The organism is Nocardia sp. Marseille-Q1738 (assembly GCF_965283145.1).
The window spans coordinates 21,396-39,173 of record NZ_CBDIMS010000005.1; the positions used below are offsets into that span (position 1 = coordinate 21,396).

17 protein-coding genes are annotated in these 17,778 nt (G+C 68.5%); 10 read left to right on the forward strand and 7 right to left on the reverse strand.

The genetic code is table 11. The features are described from left to right. Nucleotides 1-210 precede the first annotated feature (210 nt). Nucleotides 211-969: an acyl-[acyl-carrier-protein] thioesterase gene (locus ACWPXK_RS19575; RefSeq protein ID WP_454197598.1), complete on the forward strand. Its 759-nt coding sequence runs from the start codon at nt 211-213 to the stop codon at nt 967-969. A 2-nt stretch (nt 970-971) separates the two neighbouring features. On the opposite strand, the gene ACWPXK_RS19580 is transcribed toward ACWPXK_RS19575, so the two are convergent. Together ACWPXK_RS19580 and ACWPXK_RS19585 are read right to left on the reverse strand one after the other, a co-directional pair. Continuing rightward, the gene (locus ACWPXK_RS19580; protein WP_454197979.1) at nt 972-2,420 is read right to left on the reverse strand and encodes a mannitol dehydrogenase family protein; all 1,449 of its coding nucleotides are present in this window, start codon (nt 2,418-2,420) and stop codon (nt 972-974) included. 222 nt (nt 2,421-2,642) lie between these two features. Beyond that, on the reverse strand, nt 2,643-3,671 hold the full coding sequence (locus tag ACWPXK_RS19585) for an NAD(P)/FAD-dependent oxidoreductase (protein ID WP_454197599.1): 1,029 nt from the start codon (nt 3,669-3,671) through the stop codon (nt 2,643-2,645). 256 nt (nt 3,672-3,927) lie between these two features. Between ACWPXK_RS19585 and ACWPXK_RS19590 the strand changes: the two genes are divergently transcribed. The 3 genes from ACWPXK_RS19590 to ACWPXK_RS19600 are packed head-to-tail and all read left to right on the forward strand — an operon-like array spanning nt 3,928 to nt 5,676. After that, nucleotides 3,928-4,407, forward strand: a complete 480-nt coding sequence (locus ACWPXK_RS19590) for a Dps family protein (protein ID WP_454197600.1) — start codon at nt 3,928-3,930, stop codon at nt 4,405-4,407. After that, nucleotides 4,407-4,847, forward strand: coding sequence for an anti-sigma factor (locus tag ACWPXK_RS19595; protein ID WP_454197601.1), 441 nt, complete (start codon nt 4,407-4,409; stop codon nt 4,845-4,847). The genes ACWPXK_RS19590 and ACWPXK_RS19595 overlap by 1 nt, the downstream gene beginning before the upstream one ends. Then, a complete protein-coding gene (locus tag ACWPXK_RS19600; protein ID WP_454197602.1) occupies nt 4,837-5,676 on the forward strand; it encodes an RNA polymerase sigma factor SigF in 840 nt (279 codons plus the stop codon). The genes ACWPXK_RS19595 and ACWPXK_RS19600 overlap by 11 nt, the downstream gene beginning before the upstream one ends. Before the next feature lie 2 nt (nt 5,677-5,678). On the opposite strand, the gene ACWPXK_RS19605 is transcribed toward ACWPXK_RS19600, so the two are convergent. Then, the gene (locus ACWPXK_RS19605) at nt 5,679-5,918 is read right to left on the reverse strand and encodes a hypothetical protein (RefSeq protein ID WP_454197603.1); all 240 of its coding nucleotides are present in this window, start codon (nt 5,916-5,918) and stop codon (nt 5,679-5,681) included. A 295-nt stretch (nt 5,919-6,213) separates the two neighbouring features. On the opposite strand from ACWPXK_RS19605, the gene ACWPXK_RS19610 reads away from it, so the two are divergent. Then, nucleotides 6,214-8,328 carry an AMP-binding protein gene (locus ACWPXK_RS19610; protein WP_454197604.1) on the forward strand — a complete coding sequence of 705 codons (2,115 nt, stop codon included), beginning with the start codon at nt 6,214-6,216 and terminating at the stop codon, nt 8,326-8,328. A gap of 77 nt (nt 8,329-8,405) precedes the next feature. Here ACWPXK_RS19610 and ACWPXK_RS19615 read toward each other — a convergent pair whose 3' ends face one another. Next, nucleotides 8,406-9,770, reverse strand: coding sequence for a WS/DGAT/MGAT family O-acyltransferase (locus ACWPXK_RS19615; RefSeq protein ID WP_454197605.1), 1,365 nt, complete (start codon nt 9,768-9,770; stop codon nt 8,406-8,408). A gap of 195 nt (nt 9,771-9,965) precedes the next feature. Next, entirely contained in the window at nt 9,966-10,568 is a 603-nt protein-coding gene (locus tag ACWPXK_RS19620) for a DUF6968 family protein (RefSeq protein WP_454197606.1), read from the reverse strand. A gap of 302 nt (nt 10,569-10,870) precedes the next feature. Between ACWPXK_RS19620 and ACWPXK_RS19625 the strand changes: the two genes are divergently transcribed. Further along, the gene (locus ACWPXK_RS19625) at nt 10,871-11,383 is read left to right on the forward strand and encodes a hypothetical protein (RefSeq protein WP_454197607.1); all 513 of its coding nucleotides are present in this window, start codon (nt 10,871-10,873) and stop codon (nt 11,381-11,383) included. A 54-nt stretch (nt 11,384-11,437) separates the two neighbouring features. Here ACWPXK_RS19625 and ACWPXK_RS19630 read toward each other — a convergent pair whose 3' ends face one another. Beyond that, the gene (locus tag ACWPXK_RS19630; RefSeq protein ID WP_454197608.1) at nt 11,438-12,199 is read right to left on the reverse strand and encodes a hypothetical protein; all 762 of its coding nucleotides are present in this window, start codon (nt 12,197-12,199) and stop codon (nt 11,438-11,440) included. Nucleotides 12,200-12,360: 161 nt separating this feature from the next. Then, on the reverse strand, nt 12,361-12,735 hold the full coding sequence (locus tag ACWPXK_RS19635; RefSeq protein ID WP_454197609.1) for a helix-turn-helix domain-containing protein: 375 nt from the start codon (nt 12,733-12,735) through the stop codon (nt 12,361-12,363). 348 nt (nt 12,736-13,083) lie between these two features. Here ACWPXK_RS19635 and ACWPXK_RS19640 point away from each other — a divergent pair, with 348 nt between their 5' ends. Genes ACWPXK_RS19640 through ACWPXK_RS19655 form a run of 4 tightly spaced genes read left to right on the forward strand, consistent with a single transcriptional unit; the run spans nt 13,084 to nt 17,771 of the window. After that, on the forward strand, nt 13,084-13,635 hold the full coding sequence (locus tag ACWPXK_RS19640) for a nuclear transport factor 2 family protein (protein WP_454197610.1): 552 nt from the start codon (nt 13,084-13,086) through the stop codon (nt 13,633-13,635). 5 nt (nt 13,636-13,640) lie between these two features. After that, nucleotides 13,641-14,915, forward strand: coding sequence for a hypothetical protein (locus ACWPXK_RS19645; RefSeq protein WP_454197611.1), 1,275 nt, complete (start codon nt 13,641-13,643; stop codon nt 14,913-14,915). Nucleotide 14,916: 1 nt separating this feature from the next. Then, the gene (locus ACWPXK_RS19650; RefSeq protein ID WP_454197612.1) at nt 14,917-16,542 is read left to right on the forward strand and encodes an acyl-CoA synthetase; all 1,626 of its coding nucleotides are present in this window, start codon (nt 14,917-14,919) and stop codon (nt 16,540-16,542) included. A gap of 2 nt (nt 16,543-16,544) precedes the next feature. After that, nucleotides 16,545-17,771, forward strand: a complete 1,227-nt coding sequence (locus ACWPXK_RS19655; protein ID WP_454197613.1) for a cytochrome P450 — start codon at nt 16,545-16,547, stop codon at nt 17,769-17,771. The last annotated feature ends 7 nt before the right edge of the window (nt 17,772-17,778 follow it).

A 17,778-nucleotide genomic window follows, 5' to 3' on the forward strand; every position in this document is an offset into this window, starting at 1 on the left:
GCGGCAGATCGACCGGATGCCCGGGATGATGTTGCCGCACGCTGCGGCCAGCTGCGATCACGCACGGGGGCCAGTTGGCGAATATTCAGCGATTGCAGTGAACATCTGGAGCGGCAGGTATATCTGCGATAGAACAGCGCGTTTGTTTCGTATGTGTTATGTGACGTGGTTGTCAGCGCGTAGGTAGCAAATATCTGGCATCATTCGGTCATGGTCATTCCCAGCGTTCTGCCGGAAAGCCGAGCCCACGTGCCTGTGTTCGAGACGGGATGGCCGGTGCGCCTCGGCGATACCGGCGGTGACCAGCGCCTGCGGCTGGACGGCGTCGCGCGGTACCTGCAAGACATCGGCTACGACCACCTCGAGGTTCTCGACGACGGCGACATCCATCGCCTGTGGGTGGTCCGCAGAACGGTGATCGACGCGATCAAACCCATCGAGTTCGGCGAGTGGGTCACGCTGCGGCGCTGGCCCTCGGCGACATCCACCCGCTGGTGCACGATGCGCGTCCAGATCTGCGGCAGCGGAGGCGGCCTGGTGGAGACCGAGGGCTTCCTGATCCACTTCGGCTCCGAATCCGGCGTCCCGGCCCGGATGAGCGACCGCTTTCTGGCGCCCATGCTGGCCTGCACGACCGAACACCGGCTCCGGTGGAAGGCGGAACTCACCGACCCGATGCCGCAGGCCGGCGAACCCGGGGTGCGGATCTGCCCGTTCCCGTTGCGCGTCACCGACATAGACCTGCTCGATCACCTGAACAACGCGGTCTACCTGACCGCACTCGAGGAAGTTCTCGCCGATCACGCCGAACTGAAGTCCAACCCGCACCGAGTGGTGATCGAGTACGGCAAGCCGGTGCGGTCCGGCGAGGATCTCCGGCTCGTCTCCCGCCGCGCCGGCTCGCGCCTCGACGTCTGGTTCGCCGTCGGCGCGGACTCGCGCGCGGTCGCCCGCGTCACGCCGCGATGATGCTAATGCGCCAAGGCCTCGACCGTGGCGTGGGCGCCTTTGGTGTGCAGTGAATGCAACGCCGCCAGGTACGCGGTCACGAACCGAGGCCGGTCGATCAGATCGCCGAATACCGAACGCTGGCCGAGGAATGCGGTGGGTTGCTCGCGCTCCCGCCGCGCGAGCGGAATCAGCTGGTCGCGCAGGCGGTCCACGACCTCGATCGGCGCACCCTGCTCGTCCATGCCCTCGGCATAGCGCGCCCAACTCGCGACAACCGCGGCCGCGCAGTCGATCTCGCCGCCGGAGTCGAGCTGCGCCCGGATCACCGGTAGCAGCCACTTCGGGATGCGGTCGGAGGATTCCGCGCACAGCCGGGCGATGGTGTCGCCGATCGCGGGGTTGGCGAACCGCTCGAGCAGCGTCCGCTTGTAGCGATCCAGGTCGACGCCGGGCACCGCGCGCAGCGTCGGCGTCGCCTCGGCGTCCATGTAGCGCAGCAGGAATCGCCGGAAGGCCGGGTCCTGCGCGGCCTCGTGGACCAGCCGATAGCCGCTCAGATGGCCGAAGTAGCACAGCGCCTGGTGGCTGGCGTTGAGCAGCCGCAGTTTCATCAGCTCATAGGGCGTGACGTCGTCGACGAGCTGGACGCCGACGTCGTCGAAGGCGGGGCGGCCGAGTCCGAACGAATCCTCCAGCACCCACTGCGCGAACGGTTCGGTCAGGACCGGCCAGCGGTCGGTGATTCCGTAGCGTCGCTCGATCTCGCCGGTCGCGGCCGGCGGCGTCACCGGGGTAATCCGGTCCACCATCGAATTCGGGAAACGCACCCGTTCGGCCACCCAGGCTCCGAGTTCGGGATCGCGCAGCGCGGCGAACGCGCCGAACATCCGGCGCGCTACGTGCCCATTGCCCTCGATGTTGTCGCAGGAGAGCACGGTGAACGGCGCGATACCGCGCGACCTGCGCCGCACCAGAGCCTCGGTGACAAGCCCGAACACTGTGGCGGGCGGTGCGTTGCCTGCGAGATCGGCACGCACGCCGGGGTCGTCGGCGTCGAACTCCCCGGTGTCGGCGACGACGCGGTAGCCGCCCTCGGTGATGGTGAGCGAGACGATCCGGGTGGCCGGATCGGCCAGCTTCTCCACCACCGCCTCGGGATCGTCCGGCGCGTACCGGTACTCGACGATCGAACCGATGACCCGCGTGGCCCAGGTGCCGTCCGGCGCGACCGTCGACAGCGTGTACAAGCCGTCCTGCGCCGCTAGGACGTCGCGCATTCGACGATCGCCGGGTAGCACGCCGACCCCGCAGATGCCCCAGTCGTGCGCAAGGCCGCGTTCGAGCAGTCGGTCGACATACATCGCCTGATGTGCGCGATGGAATCCGCCGACGCCGAAATGCACGATGCCGGTGGAGATCCGGGATCGGTCGTAGGTCGGTGTCGAAACGCGACCGCTGAACTCCGGCATCGTCGCCGCCCGCAAGGGGGTCGCCGAATCCTCTGGCATCCCGCACCTCCCGGTGTTGTGGAGATCACATTCTAGGGCAGGGGATCGGCTTCGTGGCCGTCGACATCCGGCCGCGGCCCTGGAAACCGCGCGACTGCCGCCGCTTTTCGATGCTGGCACCGCCGTCGCAGGTCCGGCGCGGGCGCATGCTCGCTGATCGAGTTCGCGGCAAGTCGAATTCGGTCAGCTCGGCGGCGTCGGCAGCAGCGAGTCCAGGCCGTGCCGCCGCGGGCCGAGCACCCGCTGCGAGTTCACGCGCTCCAGATCCGCGGAGAATCCTGTCGCGCGCCACCGATCGACGGCCTGCCGCGTGTCCTCCTCGATGAGATCGGCGTTGATCGCCGCACCGGCCGTGACGCCACTGGCGGCGGCCTGCACCACCCCGGCGGCGATGTCGGTGACGTTGCCCGCGACCCAGATTCCCGGAACCGAGGTGCGTCCGCCGGCCTCCGTGGCGACATATGTGCCCGAGCCCGAAGGGTGCTCGGCTGTTTCGACGCCGAGACCGAGCAGGAGGGTGTCGCGGGCCACCAGTCGCGGCGCGATCGCCAGCGCGGCGATCGGTACCAGACGGCCGGAGTCCAGCCGGGCACCGGCGAGGCGATCGTCCACGATCTCGAGTGCGCTGACCACGCCGTCCACGACGGCGATGCCGCGCGCCGCGAGCCGCTCGGCCTGCTCGGTGCTCGGCGGAGGCGAGGAGTGCCGCAGCAGCGTCACCTGCGTGCTCCACTGCCGGAACAGCAACGCGTGGTGCACCGAGCCCAGTACCCCGATCGGCCGGTCGCGGATCTCCCAGCCGTGGCAGTAGGGACAGTGCACCACGTCGCGGCCCCACCGTTCCCGCACACCGGTGATCGGCGGGAGCTCGTCCACCAGCCCGCTTGCCACGAGTAACCGGCGACCGCGAAACGATCCGCGATCGGTCTCCACCACGAAGCCGTTCGGCGTCCGTCGCGCGGATTCGGCGCGCCCGTAGACGATCCGCCCGCCGTACTGCTCCACCTCGCGCGCACCGACCGCCACCAGCGCGGTAGGTGGCATGCCGTCGCGTGTCAGCCATCCGTGCACACCCGCGGCGGGACCGTTGCGCGGCTCGCGGGCGTCGACCACGACCACCGAGCGGCGCGCCCGCACCAGGGTCAGCGCCGCCGACAACCCGGCCGCTCCGCCACCGATAACCACTACATCGACCTGCGTTTCATCAGCCATACCCCACGGTGCCGTGGAAGTAACAGATTCAGCAAATATTGTTGCTACTTCGGCAATTACCCCGTCAGCACGACGTCCACGGCATCGCCGCCCGCCGCATCAGCGGTCACGTCCGGGCCGGTGTCCTCCGCGGACGTGGCGCACTGCCTGCCGGAAGGTGCGGACCTCGGCGGCCTGCGACCCTACCGGGAGGTTTATCGCGGCACAGCTGGGTAGACCGTCGATGACCAGCATCAACGCCAGAAAGGTAGGAGCGATGTCGGAACCCATCACGAGCACTCTGGACCCCGAGCAGCAGCGCATCGCGGGGGAGGCGCTGCGCGGGACCGTCGTCGACCTGATCGACCTGTCGCTGATCGCCAAGCAGGCGCACTGGAACGTCCTCGGTGCCAATTTTCGGTCGGTCCATCTGGCGCTGGACGAATTGGTCACGGCCGCACGGGAGTTCACCGACGCGGCCGCCGAACGCGCCACCGCCGTCGGCGTCAGCCCGGACGGACGCGCGTCGACGGTGGCCCGGGACTCCGGCGCGCTCGGCATCGGCGAAGGCTGGCAGCAGGACACCGACGTGATCGACGCGATCGTCAGCAACCTCGCCGCCGTGATCAAGCGACTACGTGAGCGGATCGCCGCGACCGAGAAGGCCGACCCGGTGACCCAGGATCTGTTCCTGGACATCGCCGCGCGGCTGGAGCAGTTGCACTGGATGTGGCAAGCCCAGCTCGCCACGGTCTGATGAAAGTGATCACCTGCGCGTTCGGCGCGCATGCCGCCGAGACCACCACGGTCGCGGTGCGGATTCCCGCCGACGAGCGGCATCTGTCCCTGATCCGCGGGATGGCCGACACCGTGTGCCTGGTCGCCGATCTGCCGCTCGGCGCGGCCGCGGACATCCGGCTGGCGATCAACGAGATCGCCACGATGCTGGTCGCGGGCGCGGTGCCAGGCTCGATGCTCGGCTGTGAGTTCACCTACGGCACCGATCGCATGAGCATGCGCGTCGACGCGATCGCCGCGACCGAGGACGAGGTCGGCGGCGATCCGCTGAGCTGGGAACTGGTCCGGATGCTCACCAGTTCCCTGTCGATTTCCCGTGACCCTTTTGACGCGGATGTTCGTGGGTATCCGACCGTCATCGAATTCAGTTGGGAACGAGGACCATTTGATGACACGTGAGTTCACGACCGACCGGAACGACATGGCTGGGCGCACGCGCGGAGGCGACAGCTACGACAACATCGAACCGTGGTTCGAGAAGCTCGCCGCGGTGGAGGAGACCGACCCGCACCACGCGGAGCTACGCGAAGAGGTGGTGCGGCGGTGTCTTCCGCTCGCGGAACACATCGCGCGCAAATTCGCCGGCCGCGGCGAATCCTTCGACGACCTGCTCCAGATCGCCCGCGTCGGCTTGGTACTGGCGGTGGACCGTTTCGACATCACCCGGGGCAGTTCGTTTCTCGGGTTCGCGGTTCCCACCATCATGGGCGAGGTGCGCAGGCATTTCCGGGACAACACGTGGTCGCTGCGGGTGCCGCGCCGGCTCAAGGAGATCCAGTTGCGCATCGGCCCCGCCACCGAGACGCTGTCGCACCGCCTGGGGCGGATGCCGACCGCCAGGGAGATCGCCGCCGAGCTGGACGTCGAGCTCGGCGAAGTCACCCAGGCGCTCATCGCGGGCAACGCCTATCAAACCAACTCGCTGGACTCCGCCAACCGGCACGACGACGACGGGACGCCGCAACCACTCGCGGATACCCTCGGCGCCGACGAACCGTGCTACCAACTGCTGGAGCAGGCGATGGCGGTGCGCCCGCTGATCGCCGAGCTGCCGCCGCGCGACCGCCACGTGCTGATCCTGCGCTTCTTCGAATCCCGGACCCAGGCCCAGATCGCGGAACGGCTGGGCGTCTCCCAGATGCAGGTGTCCCGCATCCTGGCCCGGATTCTCGGAGAACTGCGCGAGCGCGCGCTCGGGACCGAGGACGGAGCGTCCCGGGCCGCGTGAGCTCAGGTCACGTGCGGGGGACGGGTGCCGGAGTCGGTCATCGGCGGTGACGAGACTTCGCCCGTCCACCCGCACGGCAGCGCGCAGCCGGCGATCACCTTGGTCTCCATGTCGCCGTTGTCGTAGCGCAGCGTCGTAGTCTCCGCGTAAGCGGGATAGCCGCACGCACGGCATTTGCCGAAGAAATCGAGGATCTCTTCCGCGCGGGAATGCGCGAGTCGTCGGGTGGGCTTGTGGTCCATCACCTCTCCAGCCAGCGTATTGTCCTGCCGAGCAGGCGCCTGCGACGTTAGGAGCGCTGGTCGGCTCGGCGCCCGGATTCCGGCGATCATTGGGCGGATTCACAGGTTTCGCCCCGCTCGATTGGATCCGGTCCCAGGTGCAGGTGAATGCCGGGCAATCGCAGGGGTTTTCGTGTGTTTTGCTGGTAGCGGCGATAAGACCCGAGATACTTGACCTCGCTTGTGACTGACGTTACAAAGGAGCTACCCGCCGACCCGAAGTTCTTCGAACCGGCCGACGAGAAGTGCGCCAAAGTTGGTTACCGATGTCATCGATGTAGTCGCGGAGTTCGCGATCGCCCGCAAAGCCATCTGGGATCTGCTGCTCGAACCGCAGACCTATCCGCGCATGTTCACCGGTATCGGCGCGTGTGAGCAGATCCAATCGGCCGACGGCAACGTCGTGTGGCAGATGCGGGTCGGCACCCACGAGACCGGTATCCGCACGCACCAGATCCGGCTGAGCGTGGGCCGCTGGTACGAAAGCTTCGAAATGCAGTACGCCGCGCTGGGCAGCTTCGCGTCGGTGCGACTGCACGGCGACGAGGAGCGCACCAAGGTCACGGTCACCTACTTCGCGCCGAGCCGGGTGCACCCGCGCGTCGCGGACCTGTCCAACGTGGCCATCGCGGACTGGACCAAGAGCGGATTGCGCCGGGTGGCCGATGTCGCCAAGGGCGCGCGGACGTCGCTGATCGTCAACGGCGAGGATTCGCCGATCCGGCGCAACGCGGGCGTCGCGCGGCAGATGGTGGCCTCCGGGGTCGTGCTGCCCGTGCGTCTGGATCGCAGCTTCAAACAGCTGCGCTCGCTGGCCAAGTGGGGATTCAACCTGGCCGGTGGGTACGCGGCGGGCGCGGCGTTCGCTCCGGAGCGGACCGCGATCATCGACCACCGCGGCACCCGGTCCTTCGCCGACATGCACGAGCGGACCAACGCGCTCGCCGCGGCGATGGCCGCGCTCGATCTCGGCCCCGGCGACGCCATCGGACTGCTCTCGCGCAACCATGCTGGCATGGTCGAATGCATGGTCGCCGCAGGCAAACTCGGCGTGGACGTGGCCCTGCTCAACTCGGGCTTGGCCGGTCGCACCATCGAGGAGATCGTGCAGCGCGACCGGCTCTCGGCGCTGTTCGTCGATGGTGATCTCGAGCAGTTGGTGCAGTACCTGCACGCCGACATCCCGCGCTACAACACCGACGAGCGGCCCCCCGTGCCCGACCGGATCACCGTGAACGATCTGGTGGCGCAGGGGCACCGCACGTTTCGCACACCAGCACAGCCGGGACGGCTGATCGTGCTCACCTCCGGGACCAGCGGGACGCCGAAGGGTGCGCGCAGGCCGCATCCGAAGGGCTTCGGGTCCATCGCGGCACTGCTGTCGCGCATCCCGATGCAGATGAACGAGACCATGCTGATTCCGGCTCCGCTGTTTCACACCTGGGGGCTGGCCGGGCTGCAACTGAGCACCGCGTTGCGCGCGACCGTGGTGCTCGCGGAACGGTTCGACGCGGAGGACTGCTTGCGCAGCATCGCCGAACACCAGGTCAGCACGGTGATCGTGGTGCCGACCATGGTGCAGCGCATCCTCGATCTGCCCGCGCACGTGCGCGCGCGGTACGACACCTCCAGCCTGCGCCACGTGGTCAGCTGCGGCGCACCGCTCGCGGGTGCGACCGTCGAGCGCTTCATGGACGCCTACGGCGACGTTCTGTACAACGTCTACGGCTCCACCGAGGTCTCCTGGGCCACCGTCGCCACCCCGGAGGATCTGCACACCTCGCCGACCACGGCGGGCCGCCCGCCATTGGGCACCAAGATCGCCGTGCTCGGGCCGGATCATCGCAGGTTGCCGATCGGCGCCACCGGGCACATCTTCGTCGGCAACCACATGCTGTTCGACGGCTACGTCAACGCGTCGCCGCCGGACGAGGCGCACGGCATGCTCGACACCGGCGACCTCGGATACCTCGACGCCGCGGGGCGGTTGTTCATCGCGGGCCGCGACGACGAGATGATCATCTCCGGTGGCGAGAATGTCTTCCCGCGCCCGGTCGAGGAGGCGCTCGCCCACCTGCCGCAGGTCAGCGACGTCGCGGTGGTCGGGGTGCCGGACCACGAATTCGGCCAGCGGCTGGTGGCCTTCGTGGTCAAACGCGAGGGGGCCGGGCTTGATTCGGACATGGTCCGTACCTATATCCGAAACCGGTTGAGCCGCTTCTCCGTGCCACGTGAGGTCACGTTCCTCGCGGCACTCCCACGCGGTGACACCGGCAAGATCCTCAAGCGCCTGCTGGCCGGTCCCGGCGCGGCGCCACAGCAGTTGCCGCCCTCGATCAACGGACTCGGCACGGCAGGCTCGACGTGGTAGCGGAACAGGGGCGCACCGGCCGGTGAGTCGAGCGCCGGGCAGCCCGTCCGCTTCATCGACCGACCGCGGTGGGCCCTTCAGTAGGCGGTGTCTTCCAGATCGGACAGTGCCGTCTCGAGGTGGTCGAGCAGCGTGGCCACGTCCGGCACGCTGCGGCGGCAGGCGACGATGCCGATGTCGAGGCTGTCGGCATTACTGGTGAGCGTGATGTTCACCGCCTGGCCGTCGAGCGGGATGGACAGTGGGTAGCCGGCATCGAGGCGGGCGCCGTTCCAGTACCGAGCTTCGTGCGAGCCGGGAACGTTGGAGATGACGATGTTGAACGGCGGGTTGGTCAGGGCCGTCGTGGCGGGAACGAGCAGCGCCAGCGCCAGCGGGCTCAGCGTCAGCGCGGACAGCGAGACCGCCTGCACCGGGGAGAGCTCGCGATAGATCTCTTTGCTTCGGCGCATCGAAGAGCTGATCGCCGCGAGCCGCTGCGCCGGATCGGCCAGATCGGTGGCGAGACCGCACAGCAGCGCCGCCACCGCGTTGCCGCCGGTGTGGCCGTCGTCGGACTCCGGGCGCAACGAGACCGGCACCATCGCGACCAGCGGTTTGTCCGGCAGGGCGTGATGGGCGATCAGGTAGGAGCGCAGCGCGCCCGCCGCCATGGCCAGCACCACGTCGTTGAGGGTCGTGCCGGTCATCTTCTTGACCTGGCGGAGGCGATCCAGCGGCCAGGAGCGCACGGCGCAGCGGCGTGCCCCGCCGATCGGGACGTTGAACAGGGTGCGCGGCGCGGCGAAGGGCAGCGTCAACTGCTGCTCCACGAGCGCGGTGCGGGCAAGGCGCAAGATCGCCGGCGCTGAGCCCGCCGCGGCGAACATCGCCCGCGCCGCCCCACCGAGCGTGCGCGACCGCGACGGTTTCTCGCCGCGTCGGTCCGAAGGCGGTAGATGCCAGGGCACCAGCGCTTCGCGGGAGTCCGGGTCGCTGGTCAGCGCGCGCTGCAGCACGCGCTGGGCGGTGACGCCGTCCATGAGGGCGTGGTGCATCTTCGCGTACAGGGCCACGCGGTCGCCGGCGAGCCCTTCGATGAGGTGTACTTCCCACAGCGGCCGATGGCGGTCGAGCAGGGTGCTGTGCAGTCCGGCGACCATCTCCACCAGCGGGTCGGGGGCCCCGGTTTCCGGTAACGCCCACCGCTGTAGGTGGTAATCGAGTTCGATGGTGCGCTCCACCGTCCACGCCAGCTGCGGTGTGCCGAACAGCCGGGCCGGGCGCCTGCGGAAGGTGGGGTGGAAGTTCTCCTCGGCCGCCAGCGTGGCGTACGCGCGCCGGGCGAACTCCGGTCCCGTGCTGTCCATCGGGTCGAAGATCTGGAGTGCTCCGACGTGCATCGGGTGCTCGCGTGATTCCGCGATGAGGAACAAGGCGTCCAGCGGCGAGATGAATTCCATGGGCGGTTCCCTCCTGACGACGCCGCGGCGTCGCCACGGTCCGGTTCGGCGCGGGGAGTGTCGGCGACGGGCGTGCCGCGGGAGCTCATGGCGCCGGAGGGAACTGCGCCGGTCGAACGACAATCCACCAACCGATGATTCGATGCCGAATCCGGACCGGCTGGGCGGTTCGCCGTGGATTGTTCCGCGGGAGGCTCAGGACAGGCGGCTCACCGGCCAATCGGCCGGCAGCTCCAGGCGCTGGCTGATCAAGTGGATCGCGCTGTGCAGCGCCTGGATCTCGTCGACGCCGCTGGCCACCGAGGCGCCCTGCTCGCTGATGTGGAACCGGCACAGATGGTGACGCCGGTCGGCCGCCAGATAGGGCCTGCCGATGATGATCGACAGCGAGCTGTCGGCATCGCGCAGCGAGCGCGCCGCGATCAGGGCCTGCCGTTCGTGCGCGGCGGTCGTGGCGGCACGCGACGGGCGGGTGGGAGTGGCGGGGAACCGCGGATCGGACGGCTCGGTCACCTCGAAGTGCGCGCCCCGGCTGTTCGCCTGTCGCAGCTCGTCGGCGATCTCCTGAAACGCGCGGTACAGCGCCGCGATGGAATCGGCGCCGTGCGCCCATCGCTCGCCGATGCCCTGGATGCGGAATCCGCACACCACGCCGGTGTCACCCGGCGCCATCTGTGGTTTGCCGACCTCGATCGACACTTCCCGCGCCGCATCGGCGACGGTACGGGTGGCGATCACCTCCCTGATGCGTCGCCATTTGGTGTTCGCGATCGCACCGCCGTGTTCGGACTCGCGCATTTCGGGCGTGGTCGTGTCCCCAGTGACCCGCGCCGGTATCGCTCTCATAGGAAGGGGAGTACCCAACTCCCTCGCCGGTTATCCTGCGGATCGAGGTGACCTGGACCGCAGAGCCGGTTCGGGACCATAATCGCCGGATGGTCCGGTGTCGGCGGAACCGGACCTGGCCGAAGTGGGAAATGTGATCTCCAGACACGCCGGAATCGAAAGAGGGCTACCGGGTAGTTAACGTGCTGCGGGTTTGGCAGGCTGTCGTCCAGATGTGATGGTGGGGCCCGCAACGACGAGGAGGGGCGGACGAAGTGGTAACGATTGCGCAGTTACGAGCGGTTCTGTCGATTCTCCGGGTCGACCCGGACGAGGTCGGTGCGCAGCTGGGAGACACCGGTCTGCGCGGTCCGAACGCGGAGCGTGTCCTTTTGGTCGGTTTGCTACACCGCGTCGCGAGCAGCGAACTGCGGCAGGTCATCACCACGACCATGGACGAAGAGGGTGCCGCCCGCGCCGCCGCGGTGAGCACCCGTCCGGTGGACGGCGAGAATCCCACGGAACAGGCACGTTTCGACGCGCACTGGTTGCACGACCGCATCGGCGCACTGGCGGCGGGCACCACCGTGGAACCGGTTCCGGTCCTGCTGGACGCCGCCGCGCGTTCGACGGACGCGGCCGAGGCACTGCTTCAGCTCAGCCACAACCCGCGCGGCTACGAGGCGGAGATTCGATGGGAGCGGGCGCTGGACGACTTGGGTCGCGCCTACCACTTGATCAACGACGAACGGGTGGGACGCTCGAACACGACGACCGCGCCGCTGTAGCGACGGTTCGAGGCGTTCGTCCCGGCGGCGCCGTGTGCGCCGCCGGGACGGAAGTCACTTGGGTTGTGCCGGGGCGGATTGCGCGGGCTTGTCGGCGAAACGTGTGGTGCCGTCGGCCGCCTGCAATGTGGTGAGCAGGTCGACGCCCGCCACGACGAGGGTCGGGCCGCCGACCGCGATGGTTCCGAGGATCCCGCCGAGACCCGCGCCGGTCATCAGACCGGCCACACAACCGACGGCGATGGTGACCAGACAGCCGATCGTGGCGCCGATGGCCGTGCCGATGAAACCGCCTACGGCGGTGGCGAGCCCGAATTGACTGGCGAATTCGTCACGAGCGCGCCGGTTCTCGGTCATCGACGCGATCGGCGTGGCGACGAGCGTTTCGGTGATCGCGACGCCCTCGGGACGGGTCGGCGTCAGCTCCAGCACCGTGCTGTCCTTCTTCAACTCCGGCCGCACCGGGATCGCGGTGCCCGCCACCCGGAAGTCCAGCGGCAAGGTCATGGCGACCCGGCCGTCGCGGTCGCGGATATCGACCACATCGATCACCTGCGCGACGTCGGCGCGGGCGCCGTTGCGGTCGACGAGCGCACCGTCACGCTCGGTCAGTCGGGCGTTCGCGTCGGTTGCCCGGTCGCGTAGCGCCCTGGACAACTCGAACGTTCCGCCTCGAAGGGCGGCGACCACCGTCCGATCGACGAGCTCGGCCGAGTAGGTGATGTCGGGTGCCGGTTCGGCGTGCGCCACGCCGGCGCCGATGATCAGCGAGCCGATGACCGGTATCGCTGCCGCAGTGATGCCGCGGAGTTGCATGATCTGTCCATTCCTTCACCAGGATTCACCTGCGTCCCGCACGGCCGGACCCGCGCACTCCGGCGGCGCAAGAGCAGTCGCTGAGGGGTCGCAGAGCAGCATAACGGCACGGCCGGTCGGAGTTCGAAAGACGCTCCGACCGGCCGGTTTCGAACCGTTGATCAATGTGCCGCGGCCAGCTCGCCCGCCACGCCGTCGTGCAGGATCGTCGCGCTGGTGCCCGGCGGCCAGCCGAGCCCCGCGTCCAGCTTGTCCAGCACCTCGGCGCTGGGGTGCGGATTGCGGGACCGCTCGATCTCGCTGAGCGCTTTGGCCGGCGGGCCGCCGTTACCCGCCACGTCGGCCTGCGTCCACTTCATCTCGCGGCGCCGCGCACGCACTCGCGAGGCCAGAGCGTCCAGCTCCAGCGCGGCGTCGACCTCGACGGTTTCCGTGCGTTCCGGCGCCGGGTTCGCCGAATCGCCGGGCTCTCTCGTTTGCTGTTTTTCGCGCAGGATCCCGTTGGTGATCAGCCTGGATCGCTTCCGCCTACCCATTTTCGCCACACGCTCTCCCATCCTCGGTCGAGTCGATCTATTGCGGCGCACGGCGTCGGCGCCGGGTGGCGCCCACCGCGCCGATGAACGCTGAACATCATGGGGGAGCGCGGTTGCCGACCCGTTGCGACGCGCCGGGCGCAGGCCCTGCCGCGACGAATGCGCTGACACCCGATGTGGAGGGTGTTCGGCCGTTCAGGGATTGTCCGCCCAAAACCTCAGTGGTACCGTCCAGACACATGTCCAGCTAAGTGTCTCTCGGGAGCGTCACCCGGTGATCACGGCCCTCACCAAGGCTTGTCGATTGCCGGCGCCGGCGAGACCGCCCCGGCCCGAAAGGTTCGACTGATGCCAGGTTTCGAACGCGCCGAACTCGACGAAATGATCCAGCGCTGGATCGTGGAGAATCAGCGCTGCGAAGAGAAGGGTGACTGGAAGCCGCTCGCGCAGATGTACACCGCCGACGCCACCTACGGGTGGAACTACGGTCCCACCCAGGAGTTCATGGCCGTCGGCCGCGACGAGATCCGCGCTCTCGCCCTCGGCCAGGAGATGGCCGGGCTGGACGGCTGGACCTACCCGTACCAGGAGTTCGTCGTCGACGAGCGCACCGGCAGCGTCATCGGTTTCTGGAAGCAGATCAGCGCGGCAAAACGCCCGGACGGGCGCAACTATTCGCCCGAGGGCATCGGTGGCAGCTGGTTCCGCTACGGTGGCGACTTCCAATGGTCCTGGCAGCGTGACTTCTTCGACTTCGGCAATGTCTCCGCGCTGTTCCTGGAGATGATCACGAACAAGGCGCTCACGCCCGGCATGCAGCGGCGCATCGAGCGCTCGGTCTCGGGCGAGCCTCTGCCCGGGTGGTATCGGGTCGGCGAATCGCCCGTCGCGCTGTGGTGACCGCTATGGCCGCACCACCCAGCCGATTCGCCGACCTGGATCGGACGACCCTGGCCGCCCTCGTTCCCGAACTGCTCCTGTGCGGCCACCTCATCGACCGCTCCGGCATGGCGCACTCCATCGCCGCGTTCGGCCGGGAGGGCATGACCGCGGTCGCGATCGAGGAGTGGCAGGTGGCCAGCCCCGTCTACACCCGCCGCATGCAGCGCGCGCTCGGCTTCGCAGGCGACGGTGTGGAGACCATCTTCAAAGCGCTGCAACTGGATATCGGCGCGCCACCGCAGTTCATGGATTTCCGGTTCCGGGTCGACGATCACCGTCATGGCGAATTCTGGCTCGACCACTGCGGCGCGCTCGCCGACGTGGAGCCGATGGGCGAGGACTTCGTCGTGTCGATGTGCCACGACATCGAAGACCCGACGTTCGACGCGACCGCCCTGGCCACCAACCCGCACGCTCAGGTCCGGCCGATGCACCGACCGCCGCGGCGGCCCGCCGACCGGAAACCGGTGTGCGCCTGGACGGTGCGCATCGATCCCGCGCACGTGCCACCGCCGGTGCCGCCCAACGCCGAACGCGTCGCCGGGTCGGTGGCGGCGGGGCTCGAACTGCCCGCGATCGACCGCGATGACGAAGGGCGGCCGGACTATTCGGGGCCATTGCTCAGCGATGTGCGCTTCGCCGACTTCTCGCGCTCGGCGCTGGTGCGCATCGCAGAGGAGGTCTGCCTGCAACATCACCTGCTCACCCTCGGGTTCATGATCGCGGTGCGGGCACGGCTGGACGCGCCCGCGGCACTGGAGATCGGGCGCAAACAGTTCGCCGGGATCGCCGGGCTCACCAGTGAGCGCCTGCGCGCCTGCCTCGGCCGCGCCGATGACGCCGGTGCGCTGGCGACGGTACTGCGCTTGCATCCCGCTCTGAACCCGCTGTGCTACACGGGAATCGAGGTCGACGAAGCCGGTAGCCGCGTCCAGCTCACGTTTCCGGCGGTCAGTGGCGCCCACATCGACGGAACCTGGCCGTCGATGCTCGACCCCCACCACCTCGGCCCACTGAACGCACTGGTGCGTGGCGTGAATCCGCGTTTCCGCGCCGAGGTCGTCGCCGTCACCGACCAGGGCTGGAGCGCCGAGATCGCGCTGGGCGACCGGCCGTTCCGGGAGGCGACGGAGGTCGCGCTGACCCGGTTCAGCACCGGCGCCGCGTTCACCTTCACCGACCGCGGGATACCTCTTCCGCTCACCGTCGTTGGACAGCCCCACCCAGAGATGGAATGACATGGCCAACAATTTCGCCGACCTCTTCGAGCATTCCGTGGACGCCATGCCCGAGCGGGTGGCCCTGATCCAGCACGACCGCCGGGTGACTTTCCGCGAACTGGACATTCGGGCCAATCGGCTCGCACACCATCTGGCGACGGTCGGCGTCGGCGCGGGAACCCACGTCGGTTTCCAGATGCACAACAGCATCGAGACGATGGAGACGCTGATCGCCTGCTTCAAGCTCGCGGCCGTCCCGATCAACGTCAACTACCGGTACCGCGCCGCCGAACTGGCCTACGTCTACGCCAACGCGGATCTCGAGGTGCTGGTGCACCACGCCTGCTACGCCGAGGCCGTCCGCGAAGCACGGATGCGCACGCGCGTCGTACGGCACACGATCTGCGTCGACGACGATTCCGCCTGCGGCGCGGACGATTCCGCGTCGACGCCCTACGAAGCCGCCCTCGCCACCGGAAGCGCGGAGCGTCCGGTGGTCCGGCGTGGCGCCGACGACCTGTTCATGATGTACACCGGCGGGACCACCGGCATGCCGAAGGGCGTCATGTGGCGCCAGGAGGACATGTGGCGGGTCCTCGGCGGCGGCATCGACTTCTACACCGGCGAACCGGTCGCCGACGAGTACCAGCAGTCGCGCACCGGCGCCGAGCGCGATCCGAGCACCTGGCTGGTGCTACCGCCGCTGATCCACGCTGCCGCCATGATGCCGACCTTCACCGCGCTGTGGTCGGGCAACACCGTCGTCTTCGAGCCGCGCTTCGACGCGGACCTGGTGTGGCGGACCGTCGCCAGGCGACGACCGCAGGTCATGGTGATCACCGGAGACGCCATGGCGAGGCCGCTGATCGAGGCGTTCGGTCGCAAGCCGGTGGACGCGTCCTCACTGCTGGCGATCGCCTCCGGCGCCGCGTTGCTGTCGCAGTCGGTGAAGAACACCCTGCTGGAGCTGTTTCCCCGGGCGGTGGTCTCGGACTCCATCGGATCCTCGGAAACAGGCTTCGGGGGTATCGGTTTCGCGCAGAAGCACGACGATCCCGCGCGCGGTCCCAGCGTGCGGTCCGGCCGCGGCGCGATCGTCGTGGACGACGACGGTCGCCCGGTACCGCCCGGTGCGGAGGGCTGGCTGGCCAAGACCGGCAATGTGCCGCTGGGCTACTACAAAGACCCCGGCAAGACCGAGAAGCTGTTCAAGACCGTCGACGGCGTGCGCATGGTCGTCACCGACGACCGCGCCCGCGCCGAGACCGACGGGTCCATCACCCTGCTCGGCCGCGGCAACATGGTGATCAACACCGGCGGCGAGAAAGTGTTCGTCGAAGAGGTCGAAAGCGTGCTGAAGGCGTACGCCGCGATCGACGACGCGGTGGTGCTCGGCGTGCCGCACGAACGCTGGGGGCATCAGGTCGCCGCGGTGGTGTCGCTGTCCGCACCCGGGCCGATCGAGTTCACCGACCTGCGCGCGCACGTGCGTCGCTTCCTGGCCGGATACAAAGTGCCCAAACAGATCTGGGTCGCCGACGTGGTCGTCCGCGCGCCGAGCGGCAAACCCGACTACCGGTGGGCCCAGCAGTACGTCGCCGGTCGGGGACCCGACCACCAGTGGACCGACGTGATCAGGAGGTAGCCATGGCAGCACCGGCATTACCCGCGGGCTTCGACTTCACCGATCCCGCGCTGTGGGCAAACCGAAGTCCGGTCGAGGAATTCGCGCAGCTACGCCGGACCGCCCCGGTGTGGTGGAACGAGCAATCCGACGAGACCTCCGGCGGCTTCCGCGACGGCGGTTATTGGGTGGTGAGCAAGCTCGCCGACATCAAGGAGATCTCGAAGCACCCGGAGCTGTTCTCCTCCCAGCGGAAAGGGGCCATCATCCGCCTGCCCGGTGATGTCACCCCGGAGCAGATGGCGTTGACCGGCGCCCTGCTGGTGAACATGGATCCACCCAAACACGCCAAGATCCGCCGGATCATCGCCAAAGGCTTTACGCCCCGGGCGGTGGAGAGCCTGCGTGCCGCGCTCACCGAGCGCGCCGCCCGCATCGTGCACGAGGCCAAGCGGGCGGGTGGCGGCGACTTCGTCCAACAGGTGGCGTGCGAACTTCCGTTGCAGGCGATCGCCGAACTGATCGGCGTGCCGCAATCGGATCGGCGCAAGCTGTTCGACTGGTCGAATCAGATGCTCAACTACGACGACCCCGAGTACGGCGATCCCGCCGCGGCCTCGGCGCAACTGCTCGGGTACGCCTGGAACCTGGCTGAGCGGCGCCGCGGCTGCCCCGTGGACGACATCGTGAGCGAACTCGTGCACGCCGACGTCGACGGCGAGGCGCTCGGCTCCGACGAGTTCGGTTTCTTCGTCATCCTGCTCGCGGTGGCGGGCAACGAGACCACCCGGAACGCCATCACGCACGGGATGAAGGCGTTCGTGGACAACCCTGAGCAGTGGGAGATCTACCGGCAGCGGCGTCCGCGCACCGCGCCCGACGAGATCGTGCGCTGGGCGACGCCGGTGACGGCCTTCCAGCGCACCGCGACCGAGGATCTGGAACTCGGCGGACAGCGGATTCTGCGCGGACAGCGGCTCGGGTTGTTCTACAGCTCGGCCAATTTCGACGAGGACGGCTTCCGGGACCCGTTCGCTTTCGATGTCCTGCGCGATCCGAATCCGCACGTCGGGTTCGGCGGTACCGGTGCGCACTATTGTGTCGGCGCGAACCTGGCCCGGCTGGAGATCGATCTGATGTTCAACGCGATCGCCGACGTGATGCCGAACCTGCGGCAGGTGTCGGAGCCGGTGCGGTTGCGCTCCGGGTGGATCAACGGCGTCAAGAGCTGGCAGGTGCGGTACGAGTAGGCGGTCT